Origin of the sequence: Candidatus Chloroploca asiatica, from assembly GCF_002532075.1 — a bacterium.
Taxonomy (GTDB): Bacteria; Chloroflexota; Chloroflexia; order Chloroflexales; family Chloroflexaceae; genus Chloroploca; species Chloroploca asiatica.
Genome location: NZ_LYXE01000110.1, coordinates 105,255 through 125,533, shown reverse-complemented (window position 1 = coordinate 125,533; position 20,279 = coordinate 105,255). Strand labels below are relative to the sequence as shown.

Annotated in this window: 16 protein-coding genes; 2 read left to right on the top strand and 14 right to left on the bottom strand. The window is 56.3% G+C overall.

Translation table 11 applies throughout. The features are described from left to right. Window position 1: 1 nt before the first annotated feature. The 3 genes from A9Q02_RS14685 to A9Q02_RS14675 are packed head-to-tail and all read right to left on the bottom strand — an operon-like array spanning window position 2 to window position 1,402. On the bottom strand, window positions 2-520 hold the full coding sequence (locus A9Q02_RS14685; protein ID WP_097653839.1) for an NADH-quinone oxidoreductase subunit C: 519 nt from the start codon (window positions 518-520) through the stop codon (window positions 2-4). Further along, window positions 513-1,055 (bottom strand): NADH-quinone oxidoreductase subunit B, encoded by a 543-nt coding sequence (locus A9Q02_RS14680; protein WP_097653838.1) that lies wholly within the window; start codon window positions 1,053-1,055, stop codon window positions 513-515. The genes A9Q02_RS14685 and A9Q02_RS14680 overlap by 8 nt, the downstream gene beginning before the upstream one ends. Next, on the bottom strand, window positions 1,046-1,402 hold the full coding sequence (locus A9Q02_RS14675; protein WP_097653837.1) for an NADH-quinone oxidoreductase subunit A: 357 nt from the start codon (window positions 1,400-1,402) through the stop codon (window positions 1,046-1,048). Before A9Q02_RS14675 ends, A9Q02_RS14680 begins: the two co-directional genes overlap by 10 nt. A gap of 356 nt (window positions 1,403-1,758) precedes the next feature. Here A9Q02_RS14675 and icd point away from each other — a divergent pair, with 356 nt between their 5' ends. Next, on the top strand, window positions 1,759-3,570 hold the full coding sequence (gene icd, locus A9Q02_RS14670) for an NADP-dependent isocitrate dehydrogenase (protein WP_097653836.1): 1,812 nt from the start codon (window positions 1,759-1,761) through the stop codon (window positions 3,568-3,570). 81 nt (window positions 3,571-3,651) lie between these two features. Here icd and A9Q02_RS14665 read toward each other — a convergent pair whose 3' ends face one another. The 11 genes from A9Q02_RS14665 to A9Q02_RS14615 all read right to left on the bottom strand — a co-directional run bounded on the left by A9Q02_RS14665 (window position 3,652) and on the right by A9Q02_RS14615 (window position 18,701). Continuing rightward, entirely contained in the window at window positions 3,652-4,647 is a 996-nt protein-coding gene (locus A9Q02_RS14665) for a serine/threonine-protein kinase (RefSeq protein ID WP_097653835.1), read from the bottom strand. A 2-nt stretch (window positions 4,648-4,649) separates the two neighbouring features. Continuing rightward, window positions 4,650-6,155: a PP2C family protein-serine/threonine phosphatase gene (locus A9Q02_RS14660; protein WP_097653834.1), complete on the bottom strand. Its 1,506-nt coding sequence runs from the start codon at window positions 6,153-6,155 to the stop codon at window positions 4,650-4,652. Between the two features lie 9 nt (window positions 6,156-6,164). Then, the gene (locus tag A9Q02_RS14655; protein WP_097653833.1) at window positions 6,165-7,964 is read right to left on the bottom strand and encodes a VWA domain-containing protein; all 1,800 of its coding nucleotides are present in this window, start codon (window positions 7,962-7,964) and stop codon (window positions 6,165-6,167) included. 51 nt (window positions 7,965-8,015) lie between these two features. Beyond that, window positions 8,016-8,945, bottom strand: coding sequence for an FHA domain-containing protein (locus A9Q02_RS14650; RefSeq protein WP_097653832.1), 930 nt, complete (start codon window positions 8,943-8,945; stop codon window positions 8,016-8,018). Between the two features lie 131 nt (window positions 8,946-9,076). Next, the gene (locus A9Q02_RS14645; RefSeq protein WP_097653831.1) at window positions 9,077-9,520 is read right to left on the bottom strand and encodes an FHA domain-containing protein; all 444 of its coding nucleotides are present in this window, start codon (window positions 9,518-9,520) and stop codon (window positions 9,077-9,079) included. Between the two features lie 11 nt (window positions 9,521-9,531). Then, window positions 9,532-11,226, bottom strand: coding sequence for a protein kinase domain-containing protein (locus A9Q02_RS14640; protein WP_097653830.1), 1,695 nt, complete (start codon window positions 11,224-11,226; stop codon window positions 9,532-9,534). Window positions 11,227-11,257: 31 nt separating this feature from the next. Next, complete coding sequence (locus tag A9Q02_RS14635; RefSeq protein ID WP_097653829.1) at window positions 11,258-12,472, bottom strand: hypothetical protein; 1,215 nt, start codon at window positions 12,470-12,472, stop codon at window positions 11,258-11,260. Between the two features lie 21 nt (window positions 12,473-12,493). Next, window positions 12,494-13,915 (bottom strand): PP2C family protein-serine/threonine phosphatase, encoded by a 1,422-nt coding sequence (locus tag A9Q02_RS14630; RefSeq protein WP_097653828.1) that lies wholly within the window; start codon window positions 13,913-13,915, stop codon window positions 12,494-12,496. A gap of 45 nt (window positions 13,916-13,960) precedes the next feature. Continuing rightward, a complete protein-coding gene (locus A9Q02_RS14625) occupies window positions 13,961-15,697 on the bottom strand; it encodes a protein kinase domain-containing protein (protein ID WP_097653827.1) in 1,737 nt (578 codons plus the stop codon). Beyond that, window positions 15,698-17,719, bottom strand: a complete 2,022-nt coding sequence (locus A9Q02_RS14620) for an FHA domain-containing protein (RefSeq protein WP_097653826.1) — start codon at window positions 17,717-17,719, stop codon at window positions 15,698-15,700. 100 nt (window positions 17,720-17,819) lie between these two features. Next, on the bottom strand, window positions 17,820-18,701 hold the full coding sequence (locus A9Q02_RS14615; RefSeq protein ID WP_097653825.1) for a PP2C family protein-serine/threonine phosphatase: 882 nt from the start codon (window positions 18,699-18,701) through the stop codon (window positions 17,820-17,822). 734 nt (window positions 18,702-19,435) lie between these two features. Between A9Q02_RS14615 and A9Q02_RS14610 the strand changes: the two genes are divergently transcribed. After that, window positions 19,436-20,206 (top strand): sigma-70 family RNA polymerase sigma factor, encoded by a 771-nt coding sequence (locus A9Q02_RS14610; RefSeq protein WP_097653824.1) that lies wholly within the window; start codon window positions 19,436-19,438, stop codon window positions 20,204-20,206. Window positions 20,207-20,279 lie beyond the last annotated feature (73 nt).

The window sequence follows — 20,279 nt, the reverse complement described above, 5'->3', positions numbered from 1 at the left end:
CTTACTCTTTTGCAAAAGGCTTCTGGGCGTAGATACGTTCCTGATTAAAGGTAAACGCAACCTCTTCTTCGCCGAGCGGATGATCCTTGCGTTGCGGATGGCCGATCCAGTCATCGGGCATCAGAATGCGTTGCAACGAAGGATGGCCGTCAAAGACAATGCCAAGCAGATCCCAGGTCTCGCGCTCTTGATAATTGGCCGTTGGATAGAGCGGCGTCAGTGAGGGCACGTGAGGATCATCCTCGGGTGCTGTGACCTTCAGGCAGATCCGATGGAGATAGCGGAGGCTCATAAGATGGATCACCACCTCGAAGCGCGGCGTACGCCCAAGGTAATCAACCCCCGAGAGGTGTTCAAGAAAATCGTAGGGCACCTCGGGATGATCGCGCAACCAGGTCACAACGGCGAGCAGATCCTCACGGCGGAGCGTCACACTCAGATCACCGAACCGTTCACTAACGGCCAGGATCGCCTGAGGAAACTGCGCCTGAAGCCGATCACGAATTGTCTGATTATCCATACTTCTTCACATCCACCTGCTGGATCAGCGGCTGCTCGAGGCGCAGCGGCTGCTCTTTGATGCCACTAATCTTCTCACGCTTCACCTTCTCGTGCAGCATCATAATGCCATCAATAAGCGCCTCGGGGCGCGGGGGACAGCCGGCCACATAGACATCCACCGGCACAATCTCATCAACCCCCTGGACAATCGCATAATTATTGAAAATGCCCCCACACGAAGCGCAATCGCCCATCGCGACCACCCACTTAGGCTCACTCATCTGATCGTAGAGGCGGCGCACCACGGGAGCCATCTTGCGGCTCACGCGGCCCGCCACGATCATCAGATCAGCCTGACGGGGCGAAGCCCGATTAATCTCCATGCCAAAGCGTGACATATCATAATTAGGACTCTGCGCACCCATCATCTCGATCGCGCAGCAGGCCAGACCAAAGAGCAGCGGCCACATCGCATTGGTACGACCCCAATTGACCACATATTCGAGCGAAGTCGTCACGACCCCCAGATCGCCAGCCTTCGTTTCTAATCCCATTTCAGCGCCCCTTTCTTCCACTCATACACAAAGCCCACCACCAGCACCAGGAAGAAGAAGCCCATCGCCATCAACCCCGGCACCCCCAGTTCGCGAAAGACGAGCGCATAGGGATAGAAGAAGATGACCTCGATATCGAAGACGATAAAGAGCATTGCCACCACATAGAACTTGACCGGAATACGACGAATCGCCGCCCCAATCGGCTCCATGCCCGACTCATAGGGTGCGAGTTTGCGTGGGGTACTCTTACGCGGGCCAAGCAGCGACGAAACCGTAATCACAAAAACAGCGATAAACGCAGCGATGAGGAAGAGAACAAGAATGGGTAGAAATGAACCGAGCATAGGACCCTCTCCAGGCGACGTGACGCCAAGCGATGCGTCGCAGCGTGCAGTGGTGCGACTGTGTCAGCCTACCCAAGTGAATAGGCAAAAAATAACACAATACGCGGGCGGTGTGCTCAGATGTGCATTGGAATTATACCAATGATCAAACTTGTGTCAACGGGAACGAAGAGTGAACAAGAGCATTGCATTCTATTGATTTGCCTTGAGCGAGGGTGGGGGCACGGCGTGGGGGCACGGCGGCGCCGTGCCCCCACCTTTTTCCTCTCTCCTCTCTCCTAAATCCTCCCTCTTAGGCTATAATGGCTCCAATGTACCCAGGCTTTGACGAATATGAGGAGAGGAAGAAACAACGCATGCCCACGCGAACAACCCCAACCGGTGAGCGCATTACGCTCAAGGATGGCACGCTGATTGTTCCGGACAACCCGATCATTCCCTTTGTGGAGGGTGACGGGACAGGCCCTGACATCTGGCGTGCCAGTGTGCGGGTCTTTGACGCTGCGGTCGCCAAGGCCTACGGCGGCGCCCGCAAAATTGCCTGGCACGAAGTTTTGGCTGGTGAAAAGGCTTTCCGTGAGACGGGTAACTGGCTTCCTGACGAGACGGTTGAGGACTTCAAACACTACCTTGTTGGCATCAAAGGACCGCTGACCACGCCGATCGGTGGGGGCATTCGCTCACTCAACGTGGCGCTTCGCCAGATGCTCGACCTTTATGTCTGTCTGCGCCCGGTGCGCTACTTTACCGGCGTCCCCTCACCGGTATTTCATCCCGAACGGGTGGACATGGTCATCTTTCGGGAGAATACCGAGGACATCTACACCGGTATCGAGTATCGGGCGGGCACACCCGAAGCCAGCCGGGTGCTCGAATTCATTGAGCAGAGCTATCCCAAAGATTTTGCCAAGATCCGTTTTGGCACTGTCGAAAAGGTTGACGAATTCCTGGGCATGATTGGTGCGCCTCTGGATGGCCGGGTTGACATGGGCATTGGCATCAAACCGGTCAGCCGTGTTGGTACGGAACGGCTCGTGCGGGCCGCGATCCAATACGCCATCGCCTTCAAGCGCAAGAGCGTCACCCTGGTTCACAAAGGCAACATCCAGAAATTCACCGAAGGTGCCTTTCGCGACTGGGGCTACGAATATGCCGAACGCACCTTTGGCGACTACGTCTACACCTGGGCCCAGTGGGAGCGCACCCGTTCGATGTACCGCGAATCGGCGGCGAACGACGAGCAGAAAGCCGCGCTCGCCAGTGGCAAAATCCTGGTCAAAGACGCCATCGCCGACATCACACTCCAGCAAATCCTGACCCGCCCCGATGAATTTGACGTCATCGCCACGCTCAACCTCAACGGCGACTACCTCTCTGACGCCTTGGCAGCGCAGGTAGGCGGCATCGGCATCGCCCCTGGCGGCAACATCAACTACGTCACCGGGCATGCCATCTTCGAAGCGACGCACGGCACAGCTCCGAAATACGCCAATCTCGACAAAGTCAACCCCGGCTCAGTGATCCTGTCGGGCGACATGATGTTGCGGTACATGGGCTGGACCGAAGCGGCGGATCTGATCATCGGCTCACTTGAGCGCACCATTGGGCAGAAAATCGTTACCTACGACTTTGCGCGCATGATGCCCGACGCCAAAGAGGTCAAAACCTCAGAATTTGCCGACGCCATGATCGCCAACATGGATCGCTTGCTGGGAGACGAACAGCGCATTCACCCCGCCTTCGGCCCAGAACTCGTCCGCCCCATCGAAACCGCCACCTACCCACGCGACACCGTCGGTGCCCTGATGACCCGTGGCGTCGTCTCAGTCGCAGGGTCAGCCCCGCTGCACGACACCACGCACCTGATGCGCTCACGGGGCATCACCAGCGTCGTCGTCGAACCCGACGCCGCCGGCAGGTGGGGCATCATGACCATGCGCGACGTCCTCAAAAAGATCGTCCGCGAAGACCGGTCACTCGACGGCATCACCGTCGATCACATCGCCACCCGACCCCTGATCACCATCGCGCCTGAACTCAGCCTCAAAGAATGTGCGCGGCTGATGCTCGAAAAGAACATCCGGCGCATCGTCGTCGCCCGCGACAACCACCCCATCGGCATCATCAGCGAAACCGACATCTTCCGCTCGGTTGAAGAGCAGGCGTAAATGAAGGCGCACCTCGTGTACCAGCTATGCTGGCACACGAGGTGCGAGTGGGGCTTTTCACTTCTCTCTGGCAATTGACGACTATCCGCTTTGCAAAATCAAGACAAGCACGATCACCAGAAGAATCATGCCAATGCCTGTCCCGATGCCAACGATCCACCCCCAGGATATTTGTTGTGTGCGGGTTGTCACTGGTTCGTTGACCTTGCTTGGCAAGGCATACCCCTTGTGGGCTGCTAAACTCCGTAAATCCTGCGCAACGTGGTGCATTGTGCTGTAGCGTTGACTACGGTTTGGTTGAAGACAGCGGTGAATGATTCCGGCAAATTCCCGACTGACATGTGGGGCAATCTGGGTCAAGAGCGGCAGTGGTTGTTGCCGAATCATCTGCACCACCACAATGTCGGGTAGGTTAGGATTGTTGCGAGGTTGGTACCCGCTGAGCATCTCATAGAGGACAAGGCCAAAGGCATAGATATCGCTTCCGCGGCGGACAAGTCGACGGTCACCGAGAGTCTGTTCTGGGGACATATAGGCCAGGGTGCCAAGCACCCGTTTGCCCTGGGTAATGGTCTCTTCGGCGAGGGGCCGCGCAATGCCAAAATCAGCCAGTACGACCGTATATGGTCCTCGCATCAACAGATTGCTTGGCTTAATATCACGGTGGATGACACCACGATCATGCGCATAGGCGAGTGCATCGGCGATTTGTACAGCTAAGACTAGAACGTAATGTTCACTTAGTTTGCCTTTTTGTAACAGATCCATCAGCGAGCCGTCTGGCAGATACTCAGTCGCAATGAAATATTGTGTCTGTTCATCAGGCAACGTCACAGCCCCTGTCTCAAGCACATGCAAGATATTAGGGTGGTGAAGCCGATGCAAAAGCCGCGCTTCCGTCTGAAACCGTCGCTCTAATTCTCGATTCCGCCTCACCGCTGCCAGGGGTAATTTCAAGGCAACCTGCCCATAGTGAGGGTGACGGGCAAGATAGACGCGTGCAAGCCCCCCTTCACCAATCTGCTGAAGAAGGCGGTATTGCCCAATCTGTGATGGTGGCGATGATGTGCGATGCATGGTTATGATGGATTGTATCTAACGAGATAGATCTTATTGGCTTCAAATGTGTGTGTTGTGCTGTCACTATTTACAGAAATAGTGTTTTCTCCAGATCTCAATGGAAAACACTGATAATTACCACTTTTACGTACAGTGTAATCTGCTTCAATAACGATTGATTCACCTGATGGTACTTTGAAAGTGAGAGGTACACTAATATCACTTGTTGCAGATCGTGATCGTGCAAAAATAATTAACGCCGTCCCAGGCTGGCCCCCTATGATGATACGTGAACATGCGTCATAAACCTCTCTTTCTTCATCTGTCAATTTGGGATCATCCCTACTCTCGATGGGGCCTGCTATTTGGATTGGTGCTGATGTTGTGGCGGTCAGTTCGGTGGTGGCGGTCAGTTCGGTGGTGGCGGTCAGTTCGGTGGTGGCGGTCAGTTCGGTGGTGGCGGTCAGTTCGGTGGTGGCGGTCAGTTCGGTGGTGGCGGTCAGTTCGGTGGTGGCGGTCAGTTCGGTGGTGGCGGTCTGCGTTTCTGTTGGTGGTATAACGGTTGAGGTTGGGGCGGTCGTCGGTTGTTGCGAGGCAACTGCTTCGGTTGCTGCAAGAGGAGTTACAGTCGCAGTGCTCTGTGACGACATTGCGCCCAGCAACTGGATCCCTCCGATCAAAAGAATTGCCAGGATCAGAAGTGTGGCGATGCCTCCGATCCATCCGAGCCAGCGCGCAACGCCGTTGCTTTTGTGCGGTCGCAGCGGGCCATAATATCCCACTGCGACCGTCACATTGTCTGGTGCTCCTCGTTGCAAAGCGAGATTCACGAGGCGCTGAGGTGCGTTCTCGGGGAGTTCTGCGCCGAGGATAGTGGCAATCTCGTGGTCGTGTACCACTTCAAAGAGGCCATCAGTGCAGAGAAGCAGGCGATCACCTGTTTCAAGGGTGAACGCGCTAAGATGTGGATTGACCCCTCGGTCACTGCCCAGGTGCTGAGTGAGCACACTACGATAGGTATGTGCGTTCGCTTGTTCTTCACTCAGGATGCCCTCGCGTACCTGTACTGCGACCCAGCGGTCGTCTACCGAGAGCAGTTGCAAATGGCCGTTCCGCCAGTGATAACACCGGCTATCGCCAATATTGGCGGTATAGATTGTTGACCCCTCAGCCGCAACCAGCACGATCGTAGTGCCCATGCCTGCAAGTTTCGCATCACTCTGGCTCACCAGGAGCATATCCCGATTCGTCTGCTGGATCGCGGCCACAAGGGCCTGATCAGGCGTCAGATCTTCCTGGTTGTAGTAGAACTGACTGATCCGTTGGATCGCCATGCGGCTTGCTTCGCGCCCGCCGCGATGCCCCCCCATGCCATCGGCGACAATGCAGAGCCGTCCACCTGGTGGCTGGAGATAGGGGTGCCGTTTCAGTTCTTCAGCGATCGGATAACTCATGACCGAGTCTTCGTTGACTTCGCGTACCCGACCGCGATGCGTTGCGCTAAACCATTGCAAGAGAGCATCCATGTCGTCTGGTTAGCCTTTCGCCTTTGGCTGTTTGAAGATGATGCTTACCCCACCAATCTCGATGCGGTCACCGTCCTGCAGACGTACGCGCTCGGTGCGTTTTCCATTGATCTGCATACCATTGGTACTGTTCAGGTCGGCGATTACAAATGCGTGCTCTAGAAAACGGATCCGTGCGTGTTCTGCCGAAGCACGTGAGTCGTTCAGCACGAGATCCGCATCAGGCTTGCGCCCAATCACGATATCTTTTCCCGCACGCAAATTGAGTTCGATAGGACTCGCTTTGCCGCGTTCGACAACAAGGCTGGCCCTGCCTGGATCAAGTGCCATTGTCCCGTCAACAACGGTTGCTGCGATGGGTTGGTTGCTGCGCTTTGCTCGCACCGATGGGTTGGGTATGCTCTGTGCGGTCTTTGGTGGCGGACGCTCGGCACCAACAGGACTAGTTAGCCCGCTGTAAGGAAAGGTTGACATAGGGCTGGTCAAGGGCTGACTGGCATAGCTATTCCGTTGCCGGATGAACAATGCGGTGCCCGTCCCGATGGCTCCGACCACAATGACTCCGAGCACGATCCAGAACCACAGCGGGATATTCACGCCTGCCTGCCCCTGGATGAGTTGCAGTGCATCGCTTGCGGTTCCACCGATGTTCCCGCGTTCGTCGGTGATGCGGATCTCAAGCGTATATGCTCCTGCTTCCAAATCTTCGGTTGGTGTCCATACTGGTTCCCAGGATCGGCCCTGCAATGCTTCGCTCAGGACGATTTCACCGTTGAACAATACCTCGCCAAGGATTGGTTGGTACTGTGAGAGAATTTCAATCGGTAGGGTGACAGGTTGCCCACGCTCGACTTCGTCCGGCAACTGTACGCGCAGATAGGGCGTTTCTGGTGGGCGTGTGCGCAGGTTTGCGCGAGTCTCGGCGCTGCCTGCCGGGGCATTCACCGTCAGATCAAGCGGATAGGCCCCACTATCAGCGGGCAAGGCAGAATTATAGGTGAGCATGTACTGTTGACGAAGCTCGGTGGCAAGCTCACGAAAAGCTGTATTGAGTTCATCGGCTTGATCTACCTGGAGCAGACGCCCTTCAGTTGCAATGATCCGGAGTTCTTGCTCAGAGACCTGTGGCCCCACCCCGATGACATAGATCGGAATGCCCCGATCACTGGCTTCGCGTTGCACTGCGGTCAGGGTGAGACTGTCGCTACCAGGAGGGGTTGTATTCTTGCCATCAGTCAATAAGACAACGACGCGTCGTCCACTGATAGCCCCGCTCGAGGCCAGGCGTGTACTCTCAAAGGTGCCATTGTAGAGCGCAGTATAGTCCTCGAGTTGATCTGGTCCAATGCTCAAAATGCTATTCGTGATCATCCCATGATCAGACGTGAAGGCTTGCGCAATCCGTGCGGTGTTGCCAAAGAGCACAAGCGCTACCTCATCGTCAGGGTTCAGCGAACGTACAAATTGGGTGGCCGAGGCCTTGATCCGGTCAAGGTCGGCGGTGATGCTCTTGCTGATATCAAGCGCCAGCACGACTCGTAGTGCGACGTCCTCGGCTGGTACCTGTTCTACGTTCGTGAGCGAAATGGCATTGCCTGCTTCGCGCAAGACAAAGCTGTCAGGTTGCAGATTCGCAATCGTGCGTCCCTGAATGTCCGTAATCGTCGTAAAGAGGCGGATTTCGGGAAACGTGGTATCGTCTACCCGGTCAATGCGAAGGTTGACTTCAGCCTGAGCATGAACTGACGAAGCGATCATTAGGCTGAAGAGACTTAGCCCCAGCACTAGTTTCGTGAGGAACGTGCGCATAGTCGTGTGTCTTTACCTAGCGCACCGCCAGGACGCGGTGCGCCAGGATAGCTAGATTCGATCGGCCTGCATAAAGGTCAGTTGCACATTCGGGCCGAGTTTAATCAGATCACCATCGCGTAGGGCGTGCTTCTGGACTTCTTGATTGTTGACATAGACGTGGTTCGTGCTCGCGAGATCAAACAGAATGTACCGTCCTTGCTCGAAGCGAATGCGTGCGTGTTCGCCCGAGATTTTTGCATCGTCCAGCACGATCTCACAGCGCGAAGGATCGCGTCCAATCGTGATCTGTTGCGCAAGCCGATGCTCTTTGCCAGGCCGTGGCCCATTGCGTTCCACAAGCCATGCAATGACCTGGGGGCTTGTTGGCCCGGCCACTTCGGTACGAGCGACCCCGGCTTTACGTGGCTCGACATAGCTTGTATTTGAGGGCGGCGCTGGTTGCGGTGGGGGCGGGGCGGCCTGGGTTGGTGCTGCTTGCACAAAAGCAAACGAGGTGTTCATCGGCGGCGCGATCTGTGTCTGGCGCCCCATGTTCATATTCATGCCATTGCCTGAATAGATATCGACCGTGCTGCGCAGGAACATGCCGACCAGCAATGTGATGTTGGCAATGATGATCAGAATCGGTAGGATTGAGGTGCCGATGAAACCGATCTGGAGTAATCCAACAACCACGATGAGGTTACTCATTGCGGTGGACAAGTGGATGATGATCGCCATGATCCGCGCCCAGTTACGCCCGGTAAAGAGGCCATAGGCGATGACCATCCGCCACACGCCGTTCAAGATCGAGTAGATGCTCAGGAGAATGGGAAACCAGGTCAGATTGGCCAGTTCTGGCACAAAGGAAAAAAATTCCTGGGCAATGTCTAACAAAGAACTGTAGACAATGAGCACGGCGATACCTATCACGATATCTACCAGTGAAGAGAGGGCATTGTAGATGCCTGAGGCCAGTCCCCATCCGTTGTACTTCATGATCGTCGCTCCTCCTAGATGGCTTGTTGCTTGTGGGTTCTCGTAACCCTGACGGGTTTGGAAAGGCGTTTGTGTGGCTGCGCACGGTTACGCTGTGCGCAGCCAGGCAGCCCGTGTACCAGGATGCACGCTTACACACGTTTGAACATAAGTTCTGTACGACCAATTTTGATCGTATCACCATTCTTTAGTTCGACCGGGGTGGTGGGGTCGCCATTCACGAACGTTCCATTATCAGTTGCCAGGTCGTGCAGCATATAACGAGTTGTTTCATTGCTGCCTTCGAGCCGGACTTTAGCGTGTTGACGTGAAATCGCCCGGTCTTCAAGCTGAATTTCGCAGTCATCGGCACGCCCGATCGTGAGCGATTTGCCGATGAGACGGAACATTTCGCCATGACGTGCGCCGTCACTCACAATGATCAGCCATGCCATGACTGCGGGCGGTGTTTCGTCGCTCAACAATTCGGTGCGTTCAGCCGGGCGTGATGGGCCTGGTGTGGTATAGACCGCATCGTCCAGGATAGTTCGCGGGATGTTTGATGGTTGATAGTTTGGCTCGTTTGGGTCACTCATGGCATGCTCCTTCACGTCTGGTCTTCATAGATCAGAATTGTTTGTCCGACCTGGATCTGTGTGCCGTGTTTTAGCGGATGTGACGTGCCGTTGCGTAGACGGGTTCCGTCTACGACTGTTCCATGACTTGAACTGTCCCAGATCAGGTACCTCCCATTCTGTCGCTCAAGCCGAAAATGCTGGCGTGAAATAGTTCCATCTGATGGGTCGATCTCCAGACGCCCGATGATGGTCTGTCCGGTGATGGCAATGACTTGTCCGCGACGTGGCCCGCTTTGCACGCGCAAGGCGGCCTGACCCTGCCCGGTCATCTGGGGCAATGCGGACGGTGCGCGGGTAGGGAGGTGTGATGCGTTGCTCCGTTCGTTGATCACTGGCGGGGTTTGCCGTGCGATTTCAGTAATAATCTCAGGTGGTAATGGTTTTCCCAAGGGACACCCAAGGGAAGTAGCGAATTCGATCGCACTCTGAAAGCGTAGGTTCTGTTCCTTTTCCAGGGCCCGCATGATGGCTTCATCAATTGATGCAGGGATGTTGGCGTTGAGTTGGCCCGGTGGCATGGGCAAGGCACTCTGGTGCATGCGTACGATGTCGATCGATTGATCGGCGCTAAAGGGGACATTCGCCGTCAGCATTTCGTAGATCACAATGGCTGTTGCGTAGATGTCGCTTGCCGGGGTTACCGGTTGACCCATCGCTTGCTCGTACGACATATACTGGGGTGTGCCAATCACCATGCCATCGCGTGTCCGCGTCACGCTGGAGAGGACTTTGGCGATGCCGAAGTCGATGATTTTCACCCCATGATGCACCGAGAGCATAATATTCTCGGGTTTGATGTCGCGGTGAATGATCTTGTTCCGGTGGGCATACTCCAGTGCCAGCAAAATCTGCCCCGCAATGATCAACGCGGTCTCGATGGGAAGGGGGCGTCCGTTCAAGAGTTTGTAGAGACTGATCCCCTCGACATATTCCATCGCGATATAGGATCGGCCATTCACTTCACCAGCATCGTAGATCCGGGCAATATGCTGATGGTCAAGTTTGATCGCTCCTTCCTGGCGAAATTTCTGCGTCAGGTAATCGTCGGCTGTGTTGAGCAGTTTCAGCGCGACCAGGCGCCGGTCGCGCTGATCCTGGGCCAGCATGATCTTGCCAAAGCCTCCTTCCCCAAGGCTCCGTACCACGGCATAGTTGCCAAAGAGTTGATGACTGGTATTGCCTCCTGCGCCTCCGGTTGACGGGCCTGGTTTGCCCATCGGTCGGGATTGGGTGACAACCTGACTCGGGTTGAACCCGGCCGGTACCACGAGCGTGATCCGGGCCGGGCCAATTTCGATCATATCCCCCGGTTTGAGGCGCGCCCCCATAACCGAGCGTCCATTCAAGAAGGTCCCGTTGGCACTCTCGGTATCTTCGAGAAGCCAGGCATTGCTCTCGACCATGATGCGTGCGTGCCGACGCGAAACCAGATGGTGTTCAACGGGAAGCGTACAGCCTGCATCACGTCCAATCGTCACCACCCCACGTCTGGGCAGGGCGATCGCTCGCACTGGTCCATTGGCGAAAACCACCTGCAGGTGGGCGCGTTCGCCTGATGCTGCGCCTGCATGCGATGCTTTCTGGCTCATCCAGATCGCTACGCCTACCGCAGCGCCTGCGATGATAAGCAAGAGCACCAGAAGAATGACAACGACGGCTCCCATAAACTTCTCGCTCTCCACCAGAATGTAGTGGCTACGGTGTCGCCGGACTAATCTTGATCGTCAAAAGATAGCTGTGTTGCGACGCTGATCGTGTGTACTGCAAGACGCGTATGTAGTGCAATCGGTCATTGATTGTGTCCTCATAGAGGTAACTGACCGACTCGGTTGTTCCCTGTTCTCGGGTCACTGATCGAGCAACCGAAGTGGTATTGCCTGGCGTGTTGTTGTCATAGAGATAGAGATCGTAATCGGCATCAGCAGCTAATTCGCTGATACTAAATACTAAGATGTCCCCACTATTCAACTGTGTTGAGTAGTAGTTACTTCGCCCTACGTCACGATCCGCGAGGGTGCCTCTGCATCGCCATCCCTCAGTGCCAATAAGCTCTGTGCGGGGGATATACTTTGGTGCTTGAGCAGTACTGTTATTGATGTCCTCGCACTCTGGAATAACCGGTGGTGCAGGTGGTTCAGGATCAGTGCCAATGATTGGCATGTAGATCTGCTGAGTAACGACGGTCTGGACACTCCCCGTCGCCAGCACATCGGCATCGTAGTCGTTGTAGATGTCGATCAATTCAATCCGGGCCGTGACCTCGAAGGTGCCACCGATCAGATACTGATGGGTCGTGGTCATCGTGGTGGTACCTGTAAGAATCCTAAGCCGCTCGAAGCTATCGATGGCATCACCGTACTCGATCACGAGATTGTAGACCGCCCCCTCACTGGCACCGGCGGCGCGCAGTTCTGGCATCGTCACCACAAAGGTCGTCGGTTCAGCTGTCGACACAGCCGTGCGGGTAATATCGAGGGTGCCGGTCACTAGCACCTGACGGAAGGTAGTTGTCAGAATTTTGGTTCCATCGGTGAGTTTTGACGCAATGATAAACCGACCAAGCTCGCCGAAGGTGTAGGTCTGGGTGAAGGTTGCCGCCCCATCCGCAGCGGTCGCCGTATCCGTCAAGGTTGTTGTTCCATCAATCGTCCATGCATGCGTAAACGTGCCATCGGCAAGCCCGGTCGCACCGACCTCAAATGGCACTGGCGTATTTACTGTGGCACTTGTTCCTGGTGAGACCCAGTTCAACGTGACATTCGCCAGACTCTGGGCACTGGCGCTGCTCAGTACGATCCAGAAGAGCAAGCCAAGCCCGATCCCTGTGAGGGTGAAAATAAGCGCTGTCGGGTGCGCAAGCAACCTTCGCTGTCGGGTGTGGGTTGCCAGGTTATGGGTACTGTTTTTCATCGCTCTCTCTTTCTCACTTAACTAATCCACTGGCGGTTCCGGTTCCGGTTCCGGTTCCGGTTCCGGTTCCGGTTCCGGTTCCGGTTCCGGTTCCGGTTCCGGTTCCGGTTCCGGCGGACGGTTGGTTGGCAGTGGGCTTGCTGGCGGGTTGGTCGGCGGCGCGGCGGTCGGCGGCGCGGCGGTCGGCTGCGGTGGCGCTGCCGTCGGGTTGGTCGGCGGTACTAGGGTGGGCAAACTCGTTACGCCTGGTGCCTGTGTTGGGGGCACGCGGGTCGTCGGCACGCGCGTTGCTGGCACCCGCGTTGCACCTGGGACTCCCGTTGGTGGTGGTGGTGAAGTTGGCCTCGGTGGAGATGTATTCGTTGGAGGCGGGGTTGAGGTTGCCGGAAGGCTCGTTGATGTTGGCCGACGAGTCTCGCCAGGTGCCGGCGTTGGTTCTTCGATTGGGGGAACCGTCGCCCCAACGCTGCTCGATCCAGGAGTTCCTGTGATGGCGGGTGGTGTTGCGACGCGTGTCTCGTCATTGCCACCAGAAATAGCCAGGACACTGGCTGTGAGCAGCGCAAGGAGGACTGCTGCTGCGCCGCCGGCCAGCCAGATCCAGCGTGGCAAGCCGCTTGCTGCGCTGACGGGGGGGCCATACTGTACCACCACAGCGGTGGCATTATCAGTGGTGCGACGTGTCTTGGCCCGTGCGACAATCTGTGACGCAGCCTGTGAGGCGTCGCCATTCACTGCCAAGCGCGCTAATTCATGGGGTGGGACAACCCCAGAAACCCCATCAGAGCAGAGCACGAGCGCGTCACCTGGTTGCAGATCGACTTGAAAGCTGAATTTGCCGTCGGCCTGGCCGCCCAGCGGGATCTGCAGATTGGCCCCCTGCCCGAGCACATGGGTCAGCAGCGGGGCATTTTCATGCGCAAAGGCTTGCTCGGCGCTGAGTCGCCCCAGTTCGATCTGCTGATTGGCCCAGTTGTGATCCTTGGTCAACAGGCGTGCCTGCCCATCCCTGATCAGATAGGCCTGGCTATCGCCAACATTGACCAGATAGGCTCGTGAACCAACGATCGCCGCAGCGACCATGGTCGTGCCGACGGTGCCTGACTTGCGGGCATTGACCGTGAAGGCATAGACTGCGCTATTGGCCTGGTTGACCGCACGCTGCAAACTTTGCAACGGATTGTCACTCCCGCTCTCGAAATAGGCCTCACCAAATGCCCCAATCGCGATGCTGCTTGCGGTCTTGCCCGCTTCACCTCCGCCCATGCCATCGGCGACGGCAACGAGCTTGCCAAGATGTTCGAGGCCAGTGCGTGACAACGCCGTCTGCGTGCAGTTGTCTTCGTTGACTTCACGTCCTGCCGCATCGGTACAGCTCCCAATACGCAGGCTCTCACGCTTGTTAGGCAAGGGTTGATGTGGTTGTTGTTTGGCAACAGACATATATTCTTCCTTTCGCCAGATCGGTTCAGTACCAGAGGCGAAGTGTTACAGTTCTACTGGCGGCTCCGTTGGTGGCGGCGCAGCGGTCGGCGGCTGATCCGGTGGCGGCTCCGGCTCCGGCGGCGGTGGCGGCGGCGCGGCGGTCGGCGGCGGTGGCGCGGCGGTCGGCGGCGGTTCCGACGGTGGCGGGGCCGGCGGGTTGGTTGGCGGCGGTGCAGCCGGTGGGTTGGTCGGCGGCGGTGGCGCAGCTGTCGGCGGTGCAGCCGGCGGGTTGGTCGGCGGCGGTGCAGCCGGTGGATTGGTTGGCGGCGGTGGCGCAGCTGTCGGCGGTGCAGCCGGTGGGTTGGTCGGCGGCGGTGCAGCCGGTGGGTTCGTTGGCGGTACCAGGGTGGGCAAACTCGTTACGCCTGGTGCCTGCGTTGGGGGCACGCGGGTGGGCGGCACCCGCGTTGCTGGCACGCGGGTTGCTGGTAGTGACGTTGGCTCGCTGGTTGTGGTTGCCGGGATGGTTGTTGATGTGGCCCGTTGTCCTGGCGGATTGGTTGGTGCAGGGGCAGATGATCGTTCGGTTGGGAGCGTGATATTTGCCAGAGTGGTACTGGTCGGTCTTCGCGTCTCGACTGGCACGGGAATATCTGATGGTACCGGCATCTTGGTGGCGGTTGCGCGAACTGGCGAGGAGATCACGGTCACACCGACCTCTGCGGTCATCGTCGTGAGGACGATCTCGGTAGACCCCACGGAAGCCCCGCCATTCGCCTTCTGGTTCGCCGCGGCATTGACGCCTACTGCGGTCAGCAGAATGATTAACATCAGCACAGCCGTGCTGCTCAAGCCTGCAATCAGATACTCGCGGGTATCCTGGAGCAGCGGAACCTTGACTCTTCCGGGGCGAGGGAGGCCTTGGACGCGATCGAGATCCGCTTTGAACTCCTGGACTGACTGATACCGTTGGGCTGGTTCGGTCGCCAGCGCACGCAGCATAACCCGTTCAAGCTCAGGCGAGATATTGCGATTGAGCGCAGTTGGCCGTGAATGCTCCATAATCCTGGTGCCGGGCACCACGACACTGGTAAAGGGGGTACGCCCTACCAGCATCTCATAGAGCAATACGCCCAGTGAAAAGACATCATTCCGCGGATGGGGATCGCCGCCAGCGGCGCGTTCGGGGGCAGTATAGAATTGACTCCCATACACGGTCGGCAGTTGGCGTCGTTCGGTTGACCAGGCAATGCCAAAATCAGAGACAACGACCTGAGGTACCTGCTTCGACCAGCGTGATAGGCGGTTGCGCAAGAGGATATTGCTATCTTTGATATCGAGATGGACAATCTGGTGGCTATGAATATGGATGAGCGCTTCGGCCACCTGGTTGGTAATTTCTATCCCCTCGGCTGGGCTCAGGTGCTTACGCAGTTGGAGCAATTGCTCAACCGACCCCCCCTGCATATACTCCACAACGATGTAGTACGGTGACTTGGGATCTTTTGGTTCAGCTTTCGCAATATAGATGGGGCGGCCCTGGTTGGTTCCCGCATTGGGAATCGGCAACACCCGCAGCACATGGGGATGGCTCATCCGCTCCATATGTTCTACCTCATACTTGAGGAAGTCATTATGTGAGCCATAGGCCATCTTGAGCGCAACCAGGGGCGGGCTTGAACCGGCATACTTTGGCCGTGGACGAGCGAGATAGACGGCACCCATCCCTCCCTTCCCCGCCGGCAGGAGGGACAGGATCTCATAGGGGCCAATGTGAGTCCCGCGTGGATAAGTCTTCATTTAGCTGTTTCCATTTGCATGCACGACGGTTGATGATGGCTCGACACTATTGGGTGTCATGCTCGTAGGAACGCCCCCGCGCCAGATACATTCCAGGGTAATGCCACCGATCGTGAGTTGATCTTTGGCGTGGAGTTGGACGCGCGCGTTGGGGGTTAAGGGATTCCGGTTGATATATGTGCCATTGGTACTGCCAAGATCCGTCACATAGAGATCGTTCTCCTCGCGATTGATCGACGCATGGCGTCCTGAGACATGAGGATCATCGAGCACAATATCCACCAGGCTTGGGTCGGCTCCCACATAGGTATTCAAATTCGCGAGTGGATACTCGGTACCGGTGATACCACCCTGCTGCACGACGAGTACGAAGTCGGCATTGGCGGCACTAACGGCCGAGGTGGCCGAAATAGGGCGGGTCATCCGTTGAATGACCCCGGTGACCCGACTGGTCATCTGACTGGCGGCAGCCCGACCGCGAGGATTCACGAGCACCACAATGGCCAGAATAATGACGAGCAAGAGCGTGATGAGCGAGATAACGTTATTCAGGATAAAGCGATTGAGCTGATTCAAGAACGTTGGCTCTTCATCGGGTGGCAGCACAACAAACGGACGTTCAGGGGCTGGCGCAACAGGGATATCGAGTTCGATGGCGGCACTGCGGAGCGAGCGTTCGCCCCGTTGATCGGTTGCCTCCACGGCAATCTGTTGCAACCCTGGTTCGATCCCGCTCCAATCCAGGGCAAAGGTAGGTGGGTCACCAGGAAGGGGGACACTATTGTTATTGACGTAGTAATCGACGCGGGCCAGGGGCGACTGGCTATAGATAATCTCGGGCCGGATGATCAGGCGGTCGTTGCTCTCTTCAGCAATCACCGCAACCAGGGGCGGGATGCGTGGCTCTTCAAAGGTGGAGGCTACTTGCAGAGTGCCATCACTCACAACGATCTGGCGTTGTTGCCCGGCACTACCGACCTGCGATGCATAGCTGACCGCGATCTGGTTGCCACGACTGATGATGGGATCGATCATTTGGGTTTTGAATTCCTCACGGACGGTGGCTGACGCTGCTGGATCGGCAGTATAGAATTGGAAAAACCGACTATGCGGAATCTGTTGCGCATAGAGTTGCAAAAGCTCGAAGCGAGCAGCATAGAGAAACCCTGGCTCGGCCCGTTGGGGTGGTTTTGGGAGCGCCTGATTTTCAACTGGTGACCCGAGGCCAACGCTAAAGATCGAAAGGTTGCCGGATCGAACCACATCCTGCAACTTCGTCTGCACATCAAGCGGGATACTACAGGTCTTGCTGCCGCGGGCATCAAGCGTATCATCGCAACTATCGGCAAACACAATGATGACCTTTTGCATCAGCGGCAGATTTTCGCGAATATAGGCGTCGGACGTTTGCGGATTATTCAGTTCATCAATGGCCCGGCTAATCGTCTGAGAAAAAGCCGAGAAGGCTCGCTCGTCATTCCTCAGTTCTTCATCAGTCGGACGACGGTTTCCCGTTGGTTGGATTGGCATCTCGCCGAGGACGTCACTGGTTTTAATGCTATTTTCTACGGCACCGCCATCCACGCGTGAGAGAGGCATAATCGGCACGACGTCGCGGTGGAACGCGAAAATACTGATCAAATCAGTGTCAAAATCCAGCGCTTTTGCCAATGCAATGGCCTGTTCACGGGCATCTTCGAGGCGGTCGGCACTCTCGGGCATCCCCCGCCCGCGCATGCTGCGTGACGTATCAATAACCACGGCAACCGCGACCCCTGTACGCTCGGCATTGGCCTCGATTTCCTCAGCAGCAATTGCTTTCCGGTCTTCCGTGATCTGCAATGACGCGGGATCAGGAAGTGCTCCATTTGGCGCACTGATCAAGAGCTTGACTTGAGGGTAGGCGCTAGTATCAACATGGGTGATCGTCAAGACGGGCGATGTCTGGGTGTGTCCAATTGACAGAGGGAACAAACTGCCCAGGATGAAGAAGAGACCAATCCATCGGAAGAAAGCTTTCATAACCGCTGCTCCTCAACTCGGCCTTGTCAGACATGCTACAGAGCGGGCTGAACCGTACCGTTTTATTGCTCTGCTGGATCGCAACACAAAGAGTAAAGGCTTATGTCAGTACAAAAAAGAGTACCCCTGCTACAACACCTCCAATACCGAGACTCATCAAGACCCAGAGCATGACACGTGCCCATTGATGGTCTGGACGAACCTCTGTTTGCCCTAAAAACCCGACCCTTTTGCCGATAGGTGCATATTTCAAGACCATTACGGTAATATTGTCAGACCCACCATTCTGGTTTGCCAGTTGAGTAAGCTGTGCGACAGCTTTTTCAGGCGGTGTCTGGGTTGCGAGGGTGGCAATTTCGAGATCAGTGACATGGTTGTTCAGACCATCAGAACAGAGGATAAAGATATCTCCAGGTTGGAGGTCAGTGATATGCAACATATCGGGTGTCACAACGCTATCATTGCCCATTGCTCGGGTAATCACATTCTTGCGTTGATGCACACGGGCTTGTTCAGCATTCATCAAGCCAGCCTGCACTTGTTCCTGCACGAAGGAATGATCGAGCGTCAGGGGCTGAATCATCTGCTGACGAACCAGATACGCTCGACTATCGCCTACATGGGCAATCTGAAGCACCTGATCCTGTAACAGCAACGCAACAAGCGTTGCCCCCATCCGCTGGTCATAGCCCTTGACTTGCAACGCCTCGCGACGCACTGCCATATTCGCACTCTGGATGGCCTGGGGCAGACTCACAGTTTCTTCGCCATAGTAGCGAGTGTAGAGGGTCTCGATCGTCAAGGCACTGGCCTGCTGTCCATTGCCATATCCCCCTACGCCATCAGCGACGGCAAATAGATACCCTCGTTCTTGAAGCAGCAGAGGACTGGTCAACGGGAGGCCGTAATTGTCCTCGTTTTCCTCCCGTACCATCCCGCGATCGGTGCAGGCACCAACAATGAAGGGTCCAAAACGGGGCATATCTATTCCTCACTCGACCACACACAGCGAAGGATGCATGCTTTACTCACGATGAGTGCCTTATCCGCTCGTTAGCTGATGCTAATCTCTTGCTACCCGCCCCACTCGACTCTGTTTTACCCCCGACATCCTCATCTGTACCAATTCCCCCTTTTTGACTCTTGCTTTTTTTGGTTAAGATTTTTTAATCTTCGGAGTGGCGGTTGTATGCTCTATGGGTTTGGGGAATGTGCCCTCAAAATATCTGCGTGTGCTACCTAGGGCGATTGCATCATACGAAACCGGATGCAAACATATATGCTATTTGGTGGCATGTGCCTGCAACCAGCGGCGCAAACGCCGGCCCCCGGCCCTGTAGGGGCACCCCTTGCGGGTGCCCCTACAGGGCCGGGGGCCGGGTCCGGTGTACGGGCACCCCTTGCGGGTGCCCTGGTGGGGTGCATACACGGAAGATGCAATCGCCCTAGTGTGCTACCGAAAACGACCAGCAAAGCTGGTCGTTTTCGGTAGCACACGCATTGGCTGTAGCTTCCTCTTAACCCCTCCTTAACCACGGTTAGATTCTTGTAACCTTTTGGTCATATGTTGGTAATGGCTGACATATATGCTATGATTAGGTCTATGACGAGGTTGCGGTGCTGGCGTGAGCCGCCCTGACTCCTGGTACGCCACTCCTCCTGTCAGATGACTTGTTTCTGTTCACTCGATCCTTCTGTAGCAAGTCGGAGCCTCTGATGGAGCCGTGTGATTCCCCTGGTGTGCGTTGTCTCGCTGTGGTACGTCGTGTGGTGGTGGCTGAACAATGGCTGTTGACTGAGGCTGAGCAATTGGCGCTCGCTCAACGCGTGGCGATCTGTGTCTCACCTGATTGCAGCGATGAGGACGTGCGCTCGGTGGCGTGGAATGTCTATTGCGATGCGCCTCTCGTTGATGCGTTGCGTTCGCGTGATGCGACCGACCACGAAGCTGAGTGGTTGGCATGGTTTGGGCAGGCGCGGGCGATTCTTCACCATACGGGCCTCGATTGGGTGAGCGATGATGCCGTCGATCTCGATGATCTTGCGCAGGTGGCTCTGGTTGAACTGCTGCGCTCGCTTCCTTCGTTTCGCTTTGCTAGTCGCTTTTCGACCTGGGCCTATCAGGTGATTTCCAATGCGGTCAACCGCCATCTGCGCGATCTGCACGCACGCAAACGCTCTGGTACGTTTGATCGTACTGTTGATTGGATGACGCTGCCGGTGGAAGATCCTGATCCCGATACGCCTGAAAAAATGGCGCTTGGTCGGATGCTCGATCGTTTGGTTGAGACTGAATTGATCCGGACAATGGGTGAGCGCAATGCGCGGATTTTTCATCTCTGGGCGTGCGATGATCTTTCCGCTGAGATGATTGGCCATCGGGTGCATCTGAGTACGGCCCGCATCCACGCGATTATTGCCGAGGCACGGGCTTACCTCCGCGCCAGGCCTGATCTGCGCCATTGGCATGATGGTGGAATCTATTAAGCAACCGTGTCGTACACCGAAAAAAGCCAGCTAAGCTGGCTTTTTTCGGTGTACGACACGGTTTTTCGCCGTA